Origin of the sequence: Mesorhizobium sp. M0296 (assembly GCF_040321675.1) — a bacterium.
Taxonomy (GTDB): Bacteria; Pseudomonadota; Alphaproteobacteria; order Rhizobiales; family Rhizobiaceae; genus Mesorhizobium.
The window spans coordinates 1-20,231 of sequence record NZ_JAMYRZ010000015.1; the positions used below are offsets into that span (position 1 = coordinate 1).

The 20,231-nt window shown below is 63.2% G+C and carries 19 protein-coding genes, 1 tRNA gene and 1 riboswitch; of the genes, 10 read left to right on the top strand and 10 right to left on the bottom strand.

The window, feature by feature from the left end:
• Positions 1-92 precede the first annotated feature (92 nt).
• Together NKI97_RS16240 and NKI97_RS16245 are read right to left on the bottom strand one after the other, a co-directional pair.
• Positions 93-755, bottom strand: a complete 663-nt coding sequence (locus NKI97_RS16240) for a response regulator (protein ID WP_473556440.1) — start codon at positions 753-755, stop codon at positions 93-95.
• Between the two features lie 118 nt (positions 756-873).
• On the bottom strand, positions 874-1,305 hold the full coding sequence (locus tag NKI97_RS16245) for a hypothetical protein (RefSeq protein ID WP_352448652.1): 432 nt from the start codon (positions 1,303-1,305) through the stop codon (positions 874-876).
• 126 nt (positions 1,306-1,431) lie between these two features.
• On the opposite strand from NKI97_RS16245, the gene NKI97_RS16250 reads away from it, so the two are divergent.
• A complete protein-coding gene (locus NKI97_RS16250) occupies positions 1,432-1,782 on the top strand; it encodes a DUF952 domain-containing protein (RefSeq protein WP_352613924.1) in 351 nt (116 codons plus the stop codon).
• Positions 1,779-2,855, top strand: coding sequence for a quinone-dependent dihydroorotate dehydrogenase (locus NKI97_RS16255; protein ID WP_352835301.1), 1,077 nt, complete (start codon positions 1,779-1,781; stop codon positions 2,853-2,855). Before NKI97_RS16250 ends, NKI97_RS16255 begins: the two co-directional genes overlap by 4 nt.
• 3 nt (positions 2,856-2,858) lie before the next feature.
• Here the strand turns inward: NKI97_RS16255 and NKI97_RS16260 are convergent, their stop codons facing one another.
• Entirely contained in the window at positions 2,859-4,283 is a 1,425-nt protein-coding gene (locus NKI97_RS16260) for an MATE family efflux transporter (protein WP_352835383.1), read from the bottom strand.
• Between the two features lie 50 nt (positions 4,284-4,333).
• On the opposite strand from NKI97_RS16260, the gene NKI97_RS16265 reads away from it, so the two are divergent.
• Complete coding sequence (locus NKI97_RS16265) at positions 4,334-5,236, top strand: histone deacetylase family protein (protein ID WP_352835303.1); 903 nt, start codon at positions 4,334-4,336, stop codon at positions 5,234-5,236.
• 4 nt (positions 5,237-5,240) lie between these two features.
• Here the strand turns inward: NKI97_RS16265 and NKI97_RS16270 are convergent, their stop codons facing one another.
• Positions 5,241-5,504, bottom strand: coding sequence for a DUF6460 domain-containing protein (locus tag NKI97_RS16270; protein WP_023677362.1), 264 nt, complete (start codon positions 5,502-5,504; stop codon positions 5,241-5,243).
• Between the two features lie 131 nt (positions 5,505-5,635).
• Between NKI97_RS16270 and NKI97_RS16275 the strand changes: the two genes are divergently transcribed.
• Positions 5,636-5,709 (top strand) — tRNA-Gly (locus NKI97_RS16275).
• A 314-nt stretch (positions 5,710-6,023) separates the two neighbouring features.
• Here the strand turns inward: NKI97_RS16275 and NKI97_RS16280 are convergent.
• Complete coding sequence (locus tag NKI97_RS16280; protein ID WP_352448650.1) at positions 6,024-7,013, bottom strand: LysR family transcriptional regulator; 990 nt, start codon at positions 7,011-7,013, stop codon at positions 6,024-6,026.
• Between the two features lie 318 nt (positions 7,014-7,331).
• Between NKI97_RS16280 and chvE the strand changes: the two genes are divergently transcribed.
• From chvE to araD1, 4 genes are all read left to right on the top strand, one after another.
• The gene (gene chvE, locus NKI97_RS16285) at positions 7,332-8,396 is read left to right on the top strand and encodes a multiple monosaccharide ABC transporter substrate-binding protein (protein WP_254816339.1); all 1,065 of its coding nucleotides are present in this window, start codon (positions 7,332-7,334) and stop codon (positions 8,394-8,396) included.
• A 99-nt stretch (positions 8,397-8,495) separates the two neighbouring features.
• The gene (gene mmsA, locus NKI97_RS16290; RefSeq protein ID WP_352835306.1) at positions 8,496-10,028 is read left to right on the top strand and encodes a multiple monosaccharide ABC transporter ATP-binding protein; all 1,533 of its coding nucleotides are present in this window, start codon (positions 8,496-8,498) and stop codon (positions 10,026-10,028) included.
• Complete coding sequence (gene mmsB / locus NKI97_RS16295) at positions 10,025-11,317, top strand: multiple monosaccharide ABC transporter permease (RefSeq protein WP_292659525.1); 1,293 nt, start codon at positions 10,025-10,027, stop codon at positions 11,315-11,317. Before mmsA ends, mmsB begins: the two co-directional genes overlap by 4 nt.
• A gap of 190 nt (positions 11,318-11,507) precedes the next feature.
• The gene (araD1, locus tag NKI97_RS16300; RefSeq protein ID WP_352835309.1) at positions 11,508-12,500 is read left to right on the top strand and encodes an AraD1 family protein; all 993 of its coding nucleotides are present in this window, start codon (positions 11,508-11,510) and stop codon (positions 12,498-12,500) included.
• Positions 12,501-12,530: 30 nt separating this feature from the next.
• On the opposite strand, the gene NKI97_RS16305 is transcribed toward araD1, so the two are convergent.
• A complete protein-coding gene (locus tag NKI97_RS16305; RefSeq protein ID WP_352457732.1) occupies positions 12,531-13,625 on the bottom strand; it encodes a 2'-deoxycytidine 5'-triphosphate deaminase in 1,095 nt (364 codons plus the stop codon).
• 135 nt (positions 13,626-13,760) lie between these two features.
• A riboswitch (SAM riboswitch) is annotated at positions 13,761-13,838 on the top strand.
• Positions 13,839-13,908: 70 nt separating this feature from the next.
• On the opposite strand from NKI97_RS16305, the gene NKI97_RS16310 reads away from it, so the two are divergent.
• Complete coding sequence (locus NKI97_RS16310) at positions 13,909-15,099, top strand: O-succinylhomoserine sulfhydrylase (RefSeq protein WP_352835312.1); 1,191 nt, start codon at positions 13,909-13,911, stop codon at positions 15,097-15,099.
• Between the two features lie 36 nt (positions 15,100-15,135).
• Here the strand turns inward: NKI97_RS16310 and NKI97_RS16315 are convergent, their stop codons facing one another.
• On the bottom strand, positions 15,136-16,290 hold the full coding sequence (locus tag NKI97_RS16315) for a glycosyltransferase (protein ID WP_352835315.1): 1,155 nt from the start codon (positions 16,288-16,290) through the stop codon (positions 15,136-15,138).
• A 227-nt stretch (positions 16,291-16,517) separates the two neighbouring features.
• Between NKI97_RS16315 and apaG the strand changes: the two genes are divergently transcribed.
• Positions 16,518-16,910: a Co2+/Mg2+ efflux facilitator ApaG/CorD gene (gene apaG / locus NKI97_RS16320; RefSeq protein WP_352457752.1), complete on the top strand. Its 393-nt coding sequence runs from the start codon at positions 16,518-16,520 to the stop codon at positions 16,908-16,910.
• Positions 16,911-16,916: 6 nt separating this feature from the next.
• Here the strand turns inward: apaG and NKI97_RS16325 are convergent, their stop codons facing one another.
• From NKI97_RS16325 to NKI97_RS16335, 3 genes are all read right to left on the bottom strand, one after another.
• A complete protein-coding gene (locus tag NKI97_RS16325) occupies positions 16,917-17,927 on the bottom strand; it encodes an Hsp33 family molecular chaperone (protein WP_352457729.1) in 1,011 nt (336 codons plus the stop codon).
• Between the two features lie 162 nt (positions 17,928-18,089).
• Positions 18,090-19,001, bottom strand: coding sequence for an ornithine carbamoyltransferase (gene argF, locus NKI97_RS16330; protein ID WP_254816329.1), 912 nt, complete (start codon positions 18,999-19,001; stop codon positions 18,090-18,092).
• Between the two features lie 14 nt (positions 19,002-19,015).
• A complete protein-coding gene (locus NKI97_RS16335) occupies positions 19,016-20,215 on the bottom strand; it encodes an aspartate aminotransferase family protein (protein ID WP_352835319.1) in 1,200 nt (399 codons plus the stop codon).
• Positions 20,216-20,231: the final 16 nt, after the last annotated feature.

A 20,231-nucleotide genomic window follows, 5' to 3' on the forward strand; every position in this document is an offset into this window, starting at 1 on the left:
CCACCTCGTTGAAACGATCGAGGCAACCGAATGCAACAACTACTTCGCAAACGCCGGCTACGCTTCCATCAAAACGTGAAAGGCTTTAGGAATCAGCCGGCCGTCTGCAGCGGGTCGCTGCCGATTTTGGACAAAAGGATCACCGCCTGGGTGCGGCTGTCGACGCCGAGCTTCTGCAGGATAGCCGAGACATGCGCTTTGATCGTCGCTTCGGAGACCCCGAGCTCATAGGCGATCTGCTTGTTGAGCAGTCCCTCAGCCAGCATGCCGAGCACGCGCGTCTGCTGTGGGGTCAGCGCCTGCAGCCGCTTGATCAGGTCGGAAATCTCGGGATCGCGCTCGACGCCGAGATCGACCCCGGCGGGTGCCGCGATATCACCTGCGAGCACCGACTGCACCGCATTGCGGATCTCCTCCATGCTGGCCGATTTGGAGATGAAGCCGGAGGCGCCGAGATCGAGCGCGCGCCGGATCGTCACCGGATCGTCATGCGCCGAGACCACCATCATCGGCACCGCCGGATGGATGCCGCGCAACGAAATCAAGCCGGAAAGACCGCTTGCCCCCGGCATCGAGAGATCGAGCAGCACCAGATCGACATCCTCATTGGCCAGGACCAGCGCCTTGGCGCTTTCGAAATCGCCAGCCTCGTGAATGGCGGCAACATCTCCGATGCCCGCGAGTGCCTCCCTCAATGCACCGCGAAAGAGCGGGTGATCATCGGCAATGACGAATGTGTAGCCCAACGGTGATATCCCTCCCCGAATCCCGTTGGCGATTTTCCGCCTTGCAGGATCTGAACGATTGTAATGCTACGCCTGCTGTTCGGGTGGGCGGCTTGCTATTCCCGCCCCAGGTCTTTTTGCGAATTGCCTAGGTCTTTTGCGAATTGGGCTTGGCGCTGTCTTCGTCCTTGTCCATGTCCTTGACGATGTCCATGAAGCTGCGCAGGAAGCGCTCCATGTAGCCCATCGTCTTGTTGAAATCCTCCTCGCTGGGCAAAGTCGATTCGAAACGCGCGGCAAGCGAATTTTCGAGCTTGGCGACGCGTTCGTCGAGCGCCTTCACCGAATTTTGCAGCCGGTCGACCTCATCTTGTAGGGCGGCACGTTCGTCGGCCGCCGTCTTGCAGACGAGCTGGCCGGAGCGTTCCTCGCAGAGCGACATGGCGCCGGTTTGCGTATCCATGCGGACATAGCCATTGGCCGATTTCTCCAACCGGTAGCGATCGGCTTCCTCGGAAAAGGCCGACGCCGCGACAAGCGACACCAGTGCTGCGGGGATCAAGACGTGTTTCAGACGCATGTTTTCCTCCATGAGCCAGTCAGCGCAATCTATCACAGTTTGCGCCTGAAATGGGGATGAACCTGAAATGGGGAAGAACACGGGCCTGCCCTTCCCCGCATGGTCGGTTCGGACTATAGCGCAACCATGTCCGAGATCATCTACAAGATAGTTCCCGAGGTGCTGTGGCGCGAGGCTGAAAGAGAAGGCCGCTTCACCGGCGCGCCTATCGACGTCGCCGACGGCTTCATCCATTTTTCCACCGCCGGGCAGGTTCGGGAAACGGCGGCCAAACATTTCGCCGGCCAAAGCCGGTTGCTGCTGGTCGCCGTCGATAGCGCGCGCCTCGGCGATGCGCTGAAATATGAGGTCTCGCGCGGCGGCGCCCTGTTCCCGCATCTCTATGGCGGGCTCGGCCTCGATGCGGTCGTTTCGGTGCAGGCATTGCCGCTCGGCGCTGACGGCCGGCATGAATTCCCGGCGCTGGAGGCCGAATGAGCGCGTTCGACCGGATCGGCCAGAAACTGCTGTTCACGCTCGATCCGGAAACCGCGCATGGGCTGTCGATTGCCGCGCTGAGATGCGGGCTGCCGGTCGCCGGTCGTCCGCCGCAGGACAACAGGTTAAAGGTCAGCCGTTGCGGGCTCGATTTCCCGAACCCGCTCGGCATGGCCGCGGGTTACGACAAGAATGCCGAAGTGCCGGACGCGCTGCTCGGCCTCGGCTTCGGCTTCGCCGAGGTCGGCACGATCACGCCGCTGCCGCAGACGGGCAATCCGAAGCCGCGCATCTTCCGGCTGCCTTCGGACGGGGCAGTGATCAACCGGCTGGGCTTCAACAATGAAGGCCACGCCGCCGCAGAGAAGCGTCTTGCCGCCCGAAAAGGCCGCCCCGGCATCGTCGGCATCAACATCGGCGCCAACAAGGACAGCGCCGACCGCGTCAGTGATTATGAGCGCGGCGTGATCCGGTTCGCGCGATATGCCAGCTATCTGACGATCAATATCTCCTCGCCGAACACGCCGGGCCTGCGCAACATGCAGGCGCGCGACCAGCTTGGCGAGCTCCTGTCGCGGGTCATGGCCGCGCGTGCGGCGGCACCGGCAAAACCGCCCGTGTTCCTCAAAATCGCGCCGGATCTGGTCGAGGCCGAGCTTGAGGACATCGCCGCCGAGATCAGCGACAAGCAAATGGACGGCGTCATCGTCTCCAACACAACGATCGCGCGAGCCGGCCTGAGCAGCGCCGGCCTTGCCGGCGAGACCGGCGGGCTTTCGGGGAAACCCTTGTTCGAACGCTCGACTATCGTGCTGGCAAGGATGCGAAAACTGCTTGGCCCGGATCCCACTATCATCGGCGTCGGCGGCGTCGATTCCGCCGAGACGGCGCTGGAAAAGATCCGTGCCGGCGCCGATCTCGTCCAGCTCTATACCGGCATGATCTATGCTGGGCCCGCGCTGCCGGGGCGCATTCTTTCCGGCATGGCCCGTTTCATGGACAGTCAACGGCTGAAGTCGCTGCGCGAGCTTCGCGACAGCCGCCTCGATCACTGGGCGGCGAAACCGCTTTAGCGATCAGTTAAAGGCTGTGCGCACCCGCAGCCGCAATATGGCGAGCAGGCTGAAGCCGCGTACCAGCAGGAAGACATGCAACGCCGCCCACAAGCCGTGATTGCCGAATGCCGGCGCCAGAATCAGCAGCGCGGCGCTGAACGACAGGAACGACACCAGCATCATGTTGCGCATGTCGCGCGACCATGTTGCGCCGATGAAAATCCCGTCCATCTCGAAAGCCAGCGCGCCGCTGAGCGCGGTGAACGCCGCCCAGGGCAGGTAGATGTCGGCAATGGCGCGGACGTCCGTCGCGGTCGTGATCAGGGCGACGAGATCGGTGCCCTCCATCAGGAAGAAGAGCGTCGCCGCGCCCGCCAGCCCGAGCCCCCAAAGCAGCGTCAGCCGCACCGCCTGATCAAACGCCGTGGCGGCACGGGCGCCGATGGCGCGCCCGGCGAGCTGTTCGGCAGCGGTGGCGAAACCATCGAGGAAATAGCCGGCAACCAGGAAGAGGTTCATCAGCACGGCGTTGGCGGCCAGCGTCAGAGTGCCGAATTGTGCGCCCTGGCGCGTGAACAGCGCGAAGGCGGCGAGCAGCGAAAAGGAGCGGATCATGATATCGCGATTGAGCGACATCATGCGCAGGAATGCCGGCAGATCAAGGACGCGGTGGCGCGGCAGCCTGGGCGCCGCCCAAAAGCGCCGGCCGACAATGGCGAGACCAAGCAGCATGGCGACGAATTCGCCGGTGACCGTTGCCCAGGCAACGCCGGCAACGCCCCAGCCGAGCTCCAGGCCAAGCAGGAAGCAGAGGGCGATGTTGATGCCGTTCAGTATCAACTGCAGCAACAGCCCGAGCCCGCCCTCGCCGCGCCCAAGCACGTAACCGAGGATGGCGTAATTGATCAGCGAGAACGGTGCTGCGAGCATCCTGATGCGGATATAGACGTCCATCGCCGCGCTGACGCGCGGTTCGGCGCCTATGAACCATTGCCCGGCGGTGGAGACCAGCGGCGCAAGCGCGGCAAGCACGACGCCGGCGACGACCGCGATCAGCACGGCGCGCCAGAACACCGCCTGCTCCTCCAGCGCATCGCCGCGCCCGAAGGCCTGGGCGACGAGGCCGGTGGTGCCGGAGCGCAGGAAGTTGAAGGTCGTGAAAACGACGTCGAAGATCAGGGCGCCGGCCGCCAGGCCGCCGAGAAGGGCGGCGTCGCCGAACTGCCCAACCACCGCCGTGTCGACAATTCCGAGCAACGGTGTCGTCAGATAGGCAAGCGTCATCGGCACGGCGATGGCGAGCACCGAGCGGTTGGTGACGACAAAGGCCCTGGCTTCGGTGGCGTGGACTTCGGTGGGCAAAGCCTGCTCCAAACGCGTGTTGCTTTCCGTTGCGGCTTGATCGGCCAGCCGATGTGCCCCAGTTTGCGGACCTCGCGCAACCATCCACCCCGTTACGGTCAACCGAAACCCGCCTCTGGCGCACCGGCCGCCCCATGCCCTTGCAGATCGTTCATCATCCCGACTACGACGCCGGCTTCGCCGTCAACCACCGCTTCCCGATGAGCAAATATCCGCTGCTGATGGACGCCTTGCGGGCACGCGGCCTGGCACGTCCCGAAGCGCTCAACATGCCGGAGGCGGCGCGGCCATCATGGCTGAAGCTTGCCCACGCGGTCGACTATGTCGACCAGGTGCTTGCCTGCGAAGTGCCGGTGGCGATCGAGCGCGAGATCGGCTTTCCCGTGGGACCGCGGGTTTCGCTGAGGGCGCAGCTCGCAACGGCCGGCACGGTGCTGGCAGCGCGGCTGGCGTTGCTGAACGGCATCGCCTGCAACACCGCCGGCGGCAGCCATCATGCACGGCGCGCGCAAGGCGCCGGCTTCTGCACCTTCAACGACGTAGCCGTTGCCGCGCTGGTGCTGCTCGCCGAAGCTGCTGTCCAAAACATCCTGGTCGTCGACCTCGACGTGCATCAGGGCGACGGCACGGCGGATATCCTGAACGACGAGCCGCGCGTGTTTACCTTCTCCATGCATGGCGACCGCAACTACCCCGCACGCAAGATCGCCTCCAATCTCGATGTCGCCCTGCCCGACGGTGCCGGCGATGCAGCCTATCTGGAGCGGCTGGACGCCATCCTGCCGGAGCTGTCGGCGCGAAGGCGCTGGGACCTCGCCTTCTACAATGCCGGCGTCGATGTCCATGTCGAGGACCGGCTCGGCAGGTTGTCGCTCACGGATGACGGGCTGCGCGCCCGCGACGATATGGTGATCCGCCATTTCCGCATGCTTGGCATACCGATATGCGGAGTTATCGGCGGAGGCTATTCGACGGATGTCGCAGCACTTGCTGCACGGCACGCCATCCTGTTCGAGGTGGCGGCGGGCTACGCCTGAAAATTCATTTCCGGTAGTTAGCGATCCTGAGCAGGATGAAGGCCGGCACGACGATCGCGGCACCGAGCAGGATGTAGCCGAGAAAGCGGTCGATGGCGTGGAAGCCCAAATTCCACAGGTCGATGAAGAATTTGCGAATGCCATAAAGCACATCCATCGGCGACCAGCCGAAGGCATTCATGACCAGCCCGACGAGGAACGACACCACAAGCAGCTTCAGGATCACCCGGAGCGGCGTATCGCCGAGAAAGCGGTTCAGTGCGGACAAGCCTGTCTCCACAGTCGGGTGCCGCGATTCGGGCACATGCCTAGAAATACGCAGTTGATAGCCCTGCATCAAGCCGAGCCCTCAAACCGGATTGCGCATCGGCGCCGGGCCATGATATCGGAGGAACCAGCGCGGGTATGATGTAATGGTAGCTTGTCAGCTTCCCAAGCTGAACGCGCGGGTTCGATTCCCGCTACCCGCTCCAGCTTTTGCCCCCGGTGCATTGCACTTGTTCTGGCCAAGCTGAAAACCAGCGGATTTATAGGCAGTTTTACGGCCAGGGCTGGCCGTCTTTCATCTGTTTGGCCGATGTGCCAGTTCGTGGAATATCTCACATTGAGGGTCGGCGGGGCCTCGAATGACCCCAACCGGAAAGTCTACCCTTGGTCCGCTGGCTTCTGCTGGCGGGCCTTTTTTGAGCATCAGGCAGTAGTGGCCGACGTGCATCGGCGCCGCTGCTGGCGGGCCTGTCTGGTCGTCTGGCCGGCCACGGGATGCGCCCGCTACCCGCTCCAACCCTCAGCCCACCTCTCGCAAAATAAAATCGTGCAGCATCTTGGCTGCCGGTGACAGCGCGCGGTTCTTCACCGTGATCAGGCTGTAGGGCCTGACCTCGATGTCGAATTCAGTCTGGACGACATCGATAGCGCCGGCCAGGCCTTCGGGGTTCTGGATGAACTTCGCGACCTGGATCGACACCGGCGCGATGGCGTCGGATTGCGCGACCATGACCAGAGTCAATAGCAGCGAGCTGGTGTTGAGGATGCGGTCCGGCAGCGCGATGTTTCGGTTCAGGAAGTTACTCTCCATCGCCTGGCGCAGCGGCGAGCCGCCCGACTGGAAAACCCAATCATAGGCGGCGGTGTCTTCCAGCCGCACCGCCTTGCCCTTGGTCAGCGGGTGGCCGCGGCGCACGATCAGGCAGGCTTTCTCGACGCCGATGACGCGCGCTTCGAACAGCCGCGGATTGAGGTCGTCGGGGATGCGGGCGATGATGAAATCGTGGCGCGAGGCGATCAGCTCGCGCGCCAGCACGTTCGAGGTCTCGACCTGCATGGTGATTTCGATGCGCGGATAGAGGCGCCGGATCTCGCGGATCGCCGGCACCGCCAGCTCGATCGCCGGCGCCGTGACTGCGCCCAGGAACACCGAGCCGCCTTTGCCCGCCTTGAGCTCGAATATCTCGCGGTCGACCTCGCGCATCTCGAGCAGGATCGATCGCGCGCGCCGTGCCAATGCCTTGCCATAGGGCGTCAGCGTGATGCCGCGCGGCAGCCTTTCGCAGAGCTTGACGTCGAGCACGGCCTCCATCTCGGCGATCATGCGCGAAGCGGCCGGCTGCGAGATGTTCATGACCTGGGCCGCGGCACTCACCCGGCCGTGCTCGTCGAGGGCTGCGATCATGCGCATGTGACGCAGGCTCAAGCCGCTGCGCAGCAAGGTTCCGCCATCACCCGGGATTTCATCGTAACTGGCTGATATTCCGTCAGGATTTCGCAGCGCCGCCATGATTCTTCCCTACTCTTACGCCCGGCGCCCTGGCTGGATCCGGCAGCGTCGTCACTAGCCTAAGCCATATCAGTCTCGATATAGCAACCATCAAAGATCGCATTTGACAGTTATGGCAAAGCGACACACCCTTCGCGCGTCCTGAGGCTTGACGGTCGGTGACGAGGGGGAAACTCGTATCGATTGAAACCAGAGTCTTGGGGCCGATTGGGAGGATACCGGAGATCGATTGACGGCAGCGGCGCGTTTGGCGCTCCTGCACGATTGCGCGGCCCACGAAACCCAAGGGTACGCGTCCATCAACCAGGGAGAGTTAATGTGAAGATTATCAAGACACTGGCCGCCGTCGCGGCCCTAGGCATCGCGGCCATGACGCTGCCGGCGCAGGCGGGCGAAGGCCTGATCGGCGTGCTGATGCCCACCAAGACCTCGCAGCGCTGGATCAACGACGGTGACGCCGTCAAGTCCCAGCTCGAGGCTCTGGGCTACACTGTCGACCTGCAGTACGCGCAGGACGACATTCCGAACCAGCTCAGCCAGCTGGAAAACGAAATCACCAAGGGCCCGAAGGCGCTGATCATCGCTTCGATCGACGGCACCACGATGGGCGATGCGTTGCAGAAGGCGAATGACGCCGGCGTTGTCGTCGTCGCTTACGACCGCCTGATCAAGAAGACGCCAAATGTCGACTACTACACCACCTTCGACAATTTCGGCGTCGGCGTCATCCAGGCCAAATCGCTTCTCAAGGGTCTCGGTTATCCCGAGAAGAAGGGCCCGTTCAACATCGAGCTGTTCGGCGGTTCGCCGGACGACAACAATGCGTTCTTCTTCTATAACGGCGCCATGTCGGTTCTTCAGCCGCTGATCGACGACAAGACCCTCGTCGTGAAGTCCGGCCAGATGGGCATGGACAAGGTCGGCACGCTGCGCTGGCTGGCGGCAACCGCCCAGGCCCGCATGGACAATCTGCTCTCCGCCAACTACTCGGACGGCAGCCGCGTCGATGGCGTGCTCTCGCCCTATGACGGCCTGTCGCGCGGCATCATCGCTTCGCTGCGCGCCGTAGGCTACGGCACCGCCGATCAGCCATGGCCGATCGTCACCGGACAGGACGCCGAGACCGCTTCGGTCAAGGCGATCATCGCCGGCGAACAGTATTCGACGGTGTTCAAGGACACCCGCGAACTCGCCAAGGCGACGGTCGAACTCGTCGACAAGGTGCTCTCGGGCGGCAAGCCGGAAGGCCTCGACACCACGACCTACAACAACGACGTCAAGGTCGTTCCCTCGATCCTGTTGACACCGCACGACGTCGACAAGTCGAACTATCAGGCCCTGGTGGTCGACTCCGGCTACATCAAGGCCGAAGAGCTGAAGTAATCGCGGTTACAAAGCCTGGGGTCCTGCGCAGGCAGGGCCCCTTTTCGTTGGCGAGCCAGCCCGGTATTGTTTGCGGACCTCGCAGGAGTGGTATTCTCAATGGCATCGACGATTTTGGAGATGCGCGACATCACCAAGACGTTTCCCGGCGTCAAGGCGCTGTCGAACGTTAAGCTCATGGTCGAGGAAGGCGATATCCATGCCGTGGTCGGCGAGAACGGCGCCGGCAAGTCGACGCTGATGAAGGTGCTGTCGGGTGTGTATCCGTCCGGCACCTATGACGGCCAGATCATCTATCGCGGCGATGAGTGCCATTTCAAAGGCATCCATGACAGCGAGCGCAAGGGCATCGTCATCATCCACCAGGAGCTTGCGCTGGTGCCGATGCTGTCGATCGCCGAAAACATCTTTCTCGGCAACGAGCACGCCAGCTACGGCGTCATCGACTGGAATGCCAATGAGGCGCGCACCAGCGCCCTGCTCAAGAAGGTCGGCCTCAAGGAAGACCCCAACACGCTGATCACCAATATCGGCGTCGGCAAGCAGCAGCTGGTCGAGATCGCCAAGGCGCTCAGCAAGGAAGTGAAGTTGCTCATTCTCGACGAGCCGACCGCGAGCCTGTCCGAAAAGGACAGCCAGGCGCTGCTCGATCTGCTGCTCGAATTCAAGCGGCAAGGCATCACTTCGATCCTGATCTCGCACAAGCTCAACGAGGTGAACCGGGTCGCCGACAAGGTCACCATCATCCGTGACGGGCGGACCATCGAGACGCTGGCCAAGAAGGACATCTCGGAGGACCGCATCATTACCTCGATGGTCGGCCGTTCGCTCGACGACCGCTATCCGCCGCGCGAGCCGAAGATCGGCGAGACCGTTCTCGAAGTGAAAAACTGGTCGGTCTACCACCCCATCCATGCCGAGCGGCAGGTCATCAAGGGTATCAACCTCAACGCCCGCAAGGGCGAGGTGGTCGGCATTGCCGGGCTGATGGGCGCCGGCCGGACCGAGTTTGCCATGAGCCTGTTCGGCCGGTCCTATGGCCGCCGCATCACCGGCGAGGTGTTCCTTGACGGCAAGCCGATCGATGTCTCCTCGGTGAGCAAGGCGGTGGAACACGGCATCGCCTACGTTACCGAGGACCGCAAGACCTACGGGCTCAACCTGATCGATCATATCAAGCACAACATCACACTCGCCAACCTGCCCAGCGTGTCGCGCCACGGCGTGATCGACGATTTGCGCGAGCTTTCGGTCGCCAATGATTATCGCGGCAGGACCAATATCCGCGCCTCGAGCGTCTACCAGATGACCGGCAACCTTTCTGGCGGCAATCAGCAGAAGGTGGTGCTATCGAAATGGCTGTTCGCCAATCCGGAAGTGCTGATCCTCGACGAGCCGACACGCGGTATCGACGTCGGCGCCAAGTATGAAATCTATACGATCATCGCGCGTCTCGCCTCCGAGGGTAAGGCAATCATCGTCATCTCGTCGGAAATGCCCGAACTGCTCGGCATCACCGACCGCATCTACGTCATGAACGAAGGACGCATCGTCGGCGAAATGGCGGCAAGCGACGCCAGCCAGGAAAAGATAATGCGCGCCATCGTCCGCGGAGAAGGAAAAGCATCATGAGCACCGAAAGCGCTCCCGGGCCGCAGACCGGCGTTGCCCAGGATCTACAACAGGGACCTCGCATTGCCGTCTCGGCGCTGGTCACCAACCTGCGCGAATACGGGTTGGTGCTGGCGTTGATCGCAATCATGGTGTTCTTCCAGTTCACCACGTCCGGAACGCTGTTCAAGCCGGTGAACCTCAGCAATCTCGTGCAGCAGAACAGCTTCATCATCGTGATGGCGCTGGGCATGCTTCTGGTGATCGTTTCGGGTCACATCGATCTCAGCGTCGGCTCCGTCGCCGGCTTCATCGGCGCACTGGCGGCGATGATGATGGTCATCTGGCCGCTTGGCCCATTGAGCAATCCGCTGGTGGTGTCGATCATCTGCCTGATCGTCGGTGGTGCGATCGGCGCGGCACAAGGCTACTGGATTGCCTATCACCGAATACCGAGCTTTATCGTCACGCTGGCGGGCATGCTGATCTTCCGCGGCATCTGCCAGGCGCTGCTGGGTGGCGGGTCTTCCGTAGGGCCGCTTCCCGTCGGCTTCAAGGCGCTCAGTTCCGGCTTCATTCCGGACCTGATCGGCCCATTGACGCTGATACCGCCAACCGTGAACGCCGCCGGCAAAACCATTGTCGGCAGCGGCCTGACGCTGCACCTGACGACGATCGTGATCGGCCTCGTCGCCGTGCTCGCCTATGCCTATTTCGGGCTCAGGGCACGGCGCACCCGCGAAAAGCATGGCTACGAAGCCGAGCCCTTCTCGCTGTTCGTCGTCAAGACCCTGGTGATCAGCGCGCTGGCGCTGTTTCTCGTCTACCAATTCGCCACCTATAGGGGCCTCCCGATCGTTCTCATGGTGATGGGCGTGCTGATCGCGTTGTTCGTCTTCGTTACCAAACGCATGACGATCGGCCGTCGCATCTATGCGATGGGCGGCAATGCCAAGGCAGCCCAGCTATCGGGCATCAAGACCGAACGGCTGACGTTGATGGTGTTCATCAATATGGGCGTGCTGTCGGCACTCGGCGGCCTGATTATCGCGGCGCGCCTGGGGCAGGCTGTGCCGGCGGCCGGCCTCGGCAGCGAGCTCGACGTCATCGCCGCGGTGTTCATCGGTGGCGCTTCGGCGATGGGCGGCGTCGGCCAGGTGATCGGCGCGGTGGTCGGCGGCTTCATCATGGGCGTCATGAACAACGGCATGTCGATCATGGGCGTCAATGTCGATTGGCAGCAGGTGGTCAAAGGCCTGGTGCTGCTCGGCGCCGTCGTCTTCGACGTCTACAACAAGAACAAGGCTTGAGAGGCAACCAGGAGGCATACGGGTCACATCGCGGCGCTGCCGGGCGGCGCAAAAAAGTCCCCGAGGGACCTGATCCGCGAGCGCAATCCGGACGAAGAATTTCAACCGAGGCGCGGACAAGGGTCCGAGCCGCGCTGGGCAGGGTTTGCCAAGAAAGGCACGCCAAGCCCGCAATTCAGAGAGGGTTACCATGCTGATCTCACAAATCCTCGACGACGCCGATACGATCCGGGTCGTTGCCCGCAACGGCGGCAAGACCCGCGTCATCAACGGCGCCCGCAGCGTCTATTCGCTGGCGATGGAAGCCGCGCGTACCGGCAGCGGGCTTGTTGCCCTGATCGAGCGCAAGGGCTTCGGCGAAACCGTCGATCTCGACGCAGCCTACAAGAAGGGCCGGCTGCTGTCGCCGATCAACCATCCCGATCCGGCGCATCTCCATCTCACCGGCACCGGGCTGACGCATCTCGGCTCCGCCGCGACCCGCGATTCCATGCACAAGAAGCTCAGCACGGACGGCGAGGAACAGCTGACCGATTCCATGAAGATGTTCCGCATGGGGCTTGAGGGCGGCAAGCCGGCGAAGGGCCAGATCGGCGTGCAGCCGGAATGGTTCTACAAGGGCAACGGCACCATGGCGGTGGCGCCCGGTGCGGCGCTTATGTCGCCGGCCTTCGCCCAGGATGCCGGCGAGGAGCCGGAAATCGCCGGTATCTATGTGATCGGCGACGACGGCGCCCCGTTCCGCGTCGGCTTCACGCTGTCTAACGAGTTTTCCGACCATGTCACCGAGCGTGTGAACTATCTCTTCCTTGCCCATTCCAAGCTGCGCAACGCTTCGTTCGGGCCGGAGATCCTGATCGGCGACCTGCCGTCCGATATCCGCGGCGCTTCACGCATCCTGCGCGACGGCAAGCTGCTTTGGGAAAAGCCGTTCCTGTCGGGCGAGGCGAACATGTCGCACACCATTGGCAATCTCGAGCATCATCACTTCAAATACTCGGCCTTCCGCCAGCCGGGTGACGTGCATGTGCACATGTTCGGCACGGCGACGCTGTCCTTCGCCGACGGCATCAGGACCGAGGCCGGTGACGTATTCGAAATCGAGGCGCAGGATTTCGGCCTGCCGCTGCGCAACCCGCTTGAAATCGAGCAGCCGGTGAAGGTGGCGGTGAAGGCGCTTTGAGCCGGGCGTAGCCCGCAAGTGAGAGGAAGCTCAGCGCGCAGCGCGGAAATGCTTGGACAGTTTCAGGCCCTGCGCCTGATAGTTCGAGCCTAGATCTGTGCCGTAGAGCGCCCGCGGCCGTTTCAGCATGTGCTCGTAGACCAACCGTCCGACGATCTGGCCGTGGTCGAGGATGAACGGCACTTCATGGCTGCGCACCTCGAGCACCGCCCGGCTGCCGGTGCCGCCCGACGCCGAATGGCCGAAACCCGGGTCGAAGAAACCGGCATAATGGACGCGGAACTCGCCGACCAGCGGGTCGAAAGGCGTCATTTCGGCCGCGTAGAGCGGCGGCACATGCACCGCCTCGCGCGACACCAGAATATAGAATTCGTCCGGATCGAGCACCAGCTCGCCGGCACCGCTCTTGTAGAGCGGCTCCCAGAAATCGACGACATCCTGCGCGGCGCGCTTGTCGACGTCGACCAGGCCGGTGTGGTGCTTGCCGCGATAGCCGACCAGCCCGTCCTTGTCGCCGTCGAGATCGATCGACAGCGCGATGCCGCCGCCTGAGATGTTGGGCGGTTCGGTGGCGACCAGCATCTCGGCGCGGTGCAGGTCGTGCAGCTCGCTTTCCGACAAGAGCGCATTGCCGGTGCGGAACCTGATCTGCGACAGCCGCGAGCCGGTCCGCACGACGATCGGGAAAGTGCGCGGGCTGACCTCCAGATAGAGCGGGCCTTCATAGCCGGCGGCGATCTTGTCGAACTCGTGGCCACGGTCGGTCATTACCCGGGTGAAGATATCGAGCCGTCCGGTCGAGCTTTTCGGGTTGGCGGAGGCGGAAATATGGGCGGGCAGCGCCAGGCTTTCGAGCAGCGGCACGATGTAGACGCAGCCGGTTTCCAGCACGGCACCTTCGGCGAGGTTGATCTCGTGCAGCTTCAGCCGGTCGAGCTTATCGACAACCCTGTGGTCCGGGCCGGGCAAGAAGGAAGCGCGCACCCGCCAGGCCTTGTCGCCCAGCCTGAGGTCAAGGCTGGCCGGCTGGATCTGATCGGCATCGAGCGTGCGCGGCGATTTCAGCGCGCCCGTCTGGAACAGCGCGGAAATATCCTGATCGGGAAGAATGCCTGTCTGCCGCAAGGGTCTGGCTCCGTTCGAACGCCGGGCGAGGTCTTGTTCTGTCGCAGGTCCGACCGTGGACGCCTTTGGCACCTGCTTGGTACAATCCTCTTAATCATGCCGGCAATTGACGCAAGCGTGGCGCGGGTCTAAAGCTCGTTATCCCGTGGTGATTTGGCCGGTCGGCTTGCAGCCACGTTAAACAAGTCGCTAAAGGACCGTCGGGCCGCAAGGCCATATGGACCGGTTGCGACTTTCGCGACCGGTTTTTTGTTGTTTGGACCAATTTTGGTGTTTGGATAGAATGATGACCAAGAAGCGCGACTGGAAGCCTCAGACCGCACTCGTGCATGCCGGAACGCTGCGTTCCGGCTTCGGCGAGACCTCCGAGGCGATGTATCTCACCCAAGGCTATGTCTACGAGACGGCGCAAGCGGCGGAAGCGCGCTTCAAGGGCGAGGAGCCGGGCTTCATCTATTCGCGCTATGCCAATCCGACGGTCGACATGTTTGAGAAACGCATGTGCGCGCTGGAAGGAGCCGAGGACGCGCGCGCCACGGCATCCGGCATGGCGGCGGTGACGGCAGCACTGCTGTGCAGCGCCAAGGCGGGCGACCATATCGTGGCGGCGCGCGCGCTGTTCGGCTCCTGCCGCTGGGTGGTCGAGACGCTGGCGCCGAAATACGGCATTGAGGCAACGCTGGTCGACGGCACCGACATCGCCAATTGGGAAAAGGCGGTCAAGCCCAACACCAAACTGTTTTTCCTGGAAAGCCCGACCAATCCGACGCTGGAGGTAGTCGACATTGCTGCCGTCGCGGCACTTGCCAATTCGATCGGCGCCAGGTTGATCGTCGACAATGTCTTCGCCACGCCCTTGCAGCAGAAACCCCTGCAGCTCCGCGCCCACATCGTCGTCTATTCGGCCACGAAGCATATTGACGGCCAGGGGCGCTGTCTTGGCGGCATCGTTCTGTCGGACAAGAAATGGATCGACGAGAACCTGCATGACTATTTCCGCCACACCGGCCCAAGCCTCTCGCCCTTCAATGCCTGGACGCTGCTGAAAGGCCTGGAGACGCTGCCGCTGCGCGTACGCCAGCAGACGGAAAGTGCCGGCCGCATCGCGGATTTCCTCGCCGAGCGCCCGCAAATCGCCCGCGTCATCTATCCCGGCCGCGCCGACCACCCGCAAGCGGCCGTGGTCCAGAAGCAGATGTCGGGCGGCTCGACGCTGATTTGCCTCGATGTGAAGGGCGGCAAGCAGGCGGCCTTTGCCTTCCAGAACGCACTCGACGTCGTGCTGATTTCCAACAATCTCGGCGACGCCAAGAGCCTGATCACCCATCCGGCGACGACGACGCACAAGAACTTGACCGATGAGGCCCGCGCCGAGCTCGGCATCGGACCGGGAACGCTCAGGCTGTCAGTTGGCCTTGAGGACGCCGACGACCTGCTCGAAGACATCGAGCAGGCACTGAGAGTTGCCGGATAAGGGCTGGCCGAATAGAGGCGAGCGGGGACGCGCCGATCAGGCGCCGGACGGGGTCTCTTCCAGCTCCGCGACGGCCTTGGTCTGGATAGTCATCACATTGCCGCGCCAGTCGACGGCGCCGCTCAGCCATCCGCGCGCCCAAATGGCGGGAAGCATCAGGTCTCGCGCCATCATCGCCAGGATGGTGCGCAGCGACAGGTGCCATCCCTTGGCCGAGGCCAAGGCGCATTCCGGCAGGTAGGCCGCGACCAGCACGGCGATGGCGGTTGCCGGCAGGCTGACGCCGGCGTCAGCCGCCGCGATCAGCGCAAGCACCAGCGGCGGCGCTGCGCCGATCAGGATCTCGGGGGCGAAGAACAGCGCGAAGGTGACGCGGCGCAGCCGCGCCCAGCGCGTCTGCCGCGACCAGATCTCGCCAAACGTGCGCCGGCCGAGCGGCTGTTCGAAGGGCGAGGCGACAAGATTGACCCGCAGTCCGAACCCGTTGACCAGCTTGGTCGCGGCGGCGTCTTCGGCGATCTCGGCAGCAAGCGCGCAGATGCCGCCATTGGCGTCGAGCATCGGCTTATTCCACAACATGCTCTTGCCCTGCGCGAAGCCGAGGCCGAGCGCCTCTCCGGCGTACTGCCAGCGTGCCTGCAGCGTGTTGAGAAAGGCGCATTCGACCTCCCCCCAGAAGCCGTCCGGCCGCGAGCCGATCGGCGTCGAGCAGACCAGGCCGGTGTCGTGCCGCCACGCCGCCATCAGGTGCTGGACGTAGTCGCTCGGCATAAGCACGTTGGAATCGGCAAGGATGACCCAGCTATAATGCGCCGCTTCCCAACCCTTCACGCAATTGTTGAGTTTTGGATTGCCGCTGATGCGGTCGTCACCGACTAGAAGGCGGGCGCGAATAGCTGGAAAGCGCGCCATTGCGGCGGTGATCGGCTTGACCACCGGGTCGTCGGCATGGGCAACGCAGAAGATGAGTTCGTAGCGCGGCCAGTCGAGTGAGAAGGCGCGCTCCAGCGTCTCTTCGGCAAACGGCTCGACGCCGCGCGCCGGGATGACGATCGATACCGGCGGCGCGTTGGCCGCGGGCGGTGCGATCCTGGCTGGTCGCTTCAGCTTCAGCGAAGCTAACAGGATGCTGGCGAGATTTGAAAGAAGGAGGGCTATGGAAAGGAGGGCGGCTGCGAATGTCGGTTCCATCGAGATCTGGTCACTCCAGAAGTGCCGGCCGCATGATGGCCGTTTTCAACAATTCGACAGAACGCTGAGTCGCCCGGCACAAGCCTGCACACCATCATTGTCATGTGTCACTCAAATGACATTGTTTTTCGGCACCTGCGCTCGAGTCGGGCAAGGAGATGACGCGCATCGTTGATCAAACTGCGCTGAGCGTCGAAAGTTCCATCTACATTGCTTTGGAGCAGTTTATGTACAGCGCCGTCACCCGCAACATCGAAGTGCAGGTCAGGCCGTTCTATCTGGAGGATCACTCCGACCCGTCGCAAAACCGCTATGTCTGGGGATATCAGGTGACCATCGACAATCAGTCGGATGAGTTCGTGCAGCTTCTGTCGCGCTACTGGCACATTACCGACGGCACCGGCAAGGTCGAGGAAGTGCGCGGCCCCGGGGTCGTCGGCGAGCAACCCGGACTCAACCCCGGCGACAGCTATCAGTATACGTCTGGATGCCCGCTCTCGACGCCGTCCGGCATCATGGTCGGGCACTACACCATGCGCAACAAGCGGGGCGAGACGTTCGACGTCGCCATCCCCGCCTTCTCGCTCGACTTGCCGGGAATGCGGCGCACCGTCAATTGACGGCCGTCATCCGGCCGCTGCAAACTCCGCCGGGTCGAAGTCATATTGCTTCGAGCAGAATTCGCAGGCGACGTGAATGCTGCCATCCTCGGTGCTGTCCCTGATCTCCTCGGCGGAAAAGCCTTCGAGGATGCCGTGGATCTTCTCCCTCGAGCATGAGCACTGGTCGGCGACCGGCACCCCGCCGAACACGCGGACGCCATGCTCGTGGAAAAGCCGGTAAAGCAGCCGTTCGGCGCCGATCGTCGGATCGATCAGCTCGGTCGGTTCAATAGTACCAACCAGCGCCAGCAGCTCCTGCCAGGAATTGTCGGTCGGGTCGTGGATTTCCTCACGCGGATCGCCGTCGCCACCGGGAAGGTCGGGTACGCGCATGCGCTCCGCCGACTGCGGCAGGAATTGTGCCAGCAGGCCACCGGCCCGCCATTGCTCGCGGGCACCGCCGACGCCGGGCGTCAGAAGCTTGGCAACCGAAAGCCGGAGGTCGGTCGGAATCTGCTCCGACTGGCGGAAATAAGTGCGTGCGGCATCTTCCAGTGTGACGCCGTCGAGCTGGACGATGCCCTGGTAGCGTTGTGTGTGAGCGCCCTGGTCGATGGTCAGCGCCAGGACGCCGCTGCCGAGCAGCGTCTGCGGTGACGTCTCGCCGGCAGAAGTCAAAGCCTGCAGCCGGTCGGCATCGAAGCGGGCATAAGCGCGCAGCGCTTGCGGCGTGGAGAAATCCGCGACCAGCATGTCGACCGGCCCGTCGGTGCGGGTCTGCAGAATGAACTTGCCCTCGAACTTCAGCGAAGTTCCGAGCAATACCGTCAACACACAGGCTTCAGCCAGGAGCCGGGCGACCGGCTCGGGATAGTCGTGGCGGCTGAGAATAGCATCGAGCATCGGCCCGAGCTGGACGGTGCGACCGCGCACGTCGAGCGGGCCGACCTCGAACGGCACGACATGGTCGTCGCCGGCGTAGCCGAATTCGCCGAGCTTGGGTTTATGTTCAGCCAATTGATGAGTTTCCAACATGACAAAGCTCCGGGGCGCGGCGATGCCGCCCTCCGGGGCGCATGCGACGAGACGCGCTCGATTTGCGTGATGCGCCTGAGATAGGCACCACCAACTCCCGGATCAAGGCGGCCCAGATCAAGGCGGCGCAGATCAGGCCGGCCCGGATCACCGCGGCTCGTATCAAGCGCCCAGGCACCAGGCCAGGACCGCCTTCTGGGCATGGAGCCGGTTCTCGGCCTCATCGAACACCACCGAATGCGGTCCGTCGATGACCTCGTCGGTAACCTCCTCACCGCGATGCGCCGGTAGACAGTGCATGAACAGCGCGTCCGGCTTGGCTTTCGCCATCAGTGCCGCATTGACCTGATAGGGCAGGAAGACATTGTGGCCGCGGGCTCGGTGCTCCTGGCCCATCGACACCCAGCAGTCGGTGACGATGCAGTCGGCCTCGTGAACGGCCTCCTCGGGCGAACGGGTGAATTTCAGCTTGCCGCCATTGGCTTTCGACCAGTCGACATGCTTCTGGGCCGGTTCGCTGCCCTCGGGCACGGCGACGTTCAGCTTGAAATGGAACCGCGCAGATGCCTCCAGCAGCGAATGCAGCACGTTGTTGCCGTCGCCGGTCCAGGCGATCGTCTTGCCGGCCACCGGACCGCGGTGCTCTTCGAAGGTCATGATGTCGGCCATCAGCTGACAGGGATGGGTCTCGTCGGTCAGCCCGTTGATGACGGGGACCGTAGCGTTTTCCGTCAGTTCCAGCAGCCGGTCATGCGAGGTGGTGCGGATCATGATGGCATCGACATAGCGCGACAGCACCTTGGCCGTGTCGGCAATGGTCTCCGAACGGCCAAGCTGCATCTCGGTGCCGGTCAGCATGATCGTCTCGCCACCCAACTGCCGCATACCGACGTCGAACGACACGCGCGTGCGCGTCGACGGCTTGTCGAAGATCATCGCCAGCACCTTGCCTTCGAGCGGCTTGCTGCGTTCGCCGGCCTTGAGCCTTGCCTTTCGCACCGCTGCGTCGTCGAGCATGAAGCGCAGATCGCCTTCGGAAACGGCGGAAAGATCGGTGAAATGGCGAAGGGACATCAGAAATTCCAGGATTACTTCGCAGCGGCAGCGACGATGGCATCTGCCAGGCTCTTGGCGCCGGCACGAATGCGCTCGAGCGCTTCGTGGATCTCGGCGTCGGTGACGGTGAGAGGCGGTAGCAGGCGGATAACGTTGTCGCCTGCCGGAACCGTCAAGAGATGCTGGTCACGCAGTGCCACCGTGACCTTGGTATTGGGCATCGCGCATTTAAGCCCGAGCATCAGGCCGTTACCCCTGATGCTTTCGATAACATCCGGAAATTCGTCGGCGACGCCAGCGAGCCCCTGCTTCAACAGCAGTGCCTTGCGCCGGACGTCTTCGAGAAAGCCGTCTTCCAGCACCACGTCGAGCACGGCGTTGCCGACCGCCATTGCCAGCGGATTGCCGCCGAAGGTGGTGCCGTGCACGCCGGCGGTCATGCCGACCGCTGCCTCGTCGGTGGCGAGGCAGGCACCCATCGGGAAGCCGCCGCCGATGCCTTTGGCCACCGCCATGAGGTCGGGTGTGACACCCGCCCACTCATGCGCGAACAGCTTTCCGGTGCGGCCGACGCCGCATTGGACCTCGTCGAAAATCAGGAGCGGTCCGTGCTGATCGCAGAGCTGCCTGAGCCGCTTCAGCGATTGCGTCGGCACTTGCCTGATGCCGCCCTCGCCTTGCACCGGCTCGATCAGGATCGCCGCGGTTTCAGGCGTGATCGCCTTCTCGGCGGCATCCATATCGTCGAAACCGACCTGGTCGAAGCCGTCGACCTTGGGGCCGAAACCTTCCAGATACTTGTACTGGCCGCCGGCGGCGATGGTCGCCAGGGTGCGGCCGTGGAAGGCGCCTTCGAAGGTGATTGTGCGGTAGCGCTCGGGATGGCCCTTGACGAAGTGATAGCGCCGCGCCGTCTTGATGGCGCATTCGAGCGCCTCTGCGCCGGAATTGGTGAAGAACACCTTGTCGGCGAAGCTTGCGTCGGCCAGCCGCTCACCGAGCCGGCTCTGTCCCGGAATCTCGTACAGATTGGAGACGTGCCAGAGCTTGGCGGCCTGCTCGGTGAGGGCCGCGACCAGATGCGGATGGCTGTAGCCCAACGAATTCACGGCGATGCCGCCGGCGAAATCGAGATATCGCTCGCCCTTGTCGGTGACCAGCCAGGTGCCTTCACCGTGGTCGAAAGCCAGGGGTGCGCGAACAAAGGTCTCGAAAAGCGCCGAACCGCTCATTATATGCGTCTCCGGA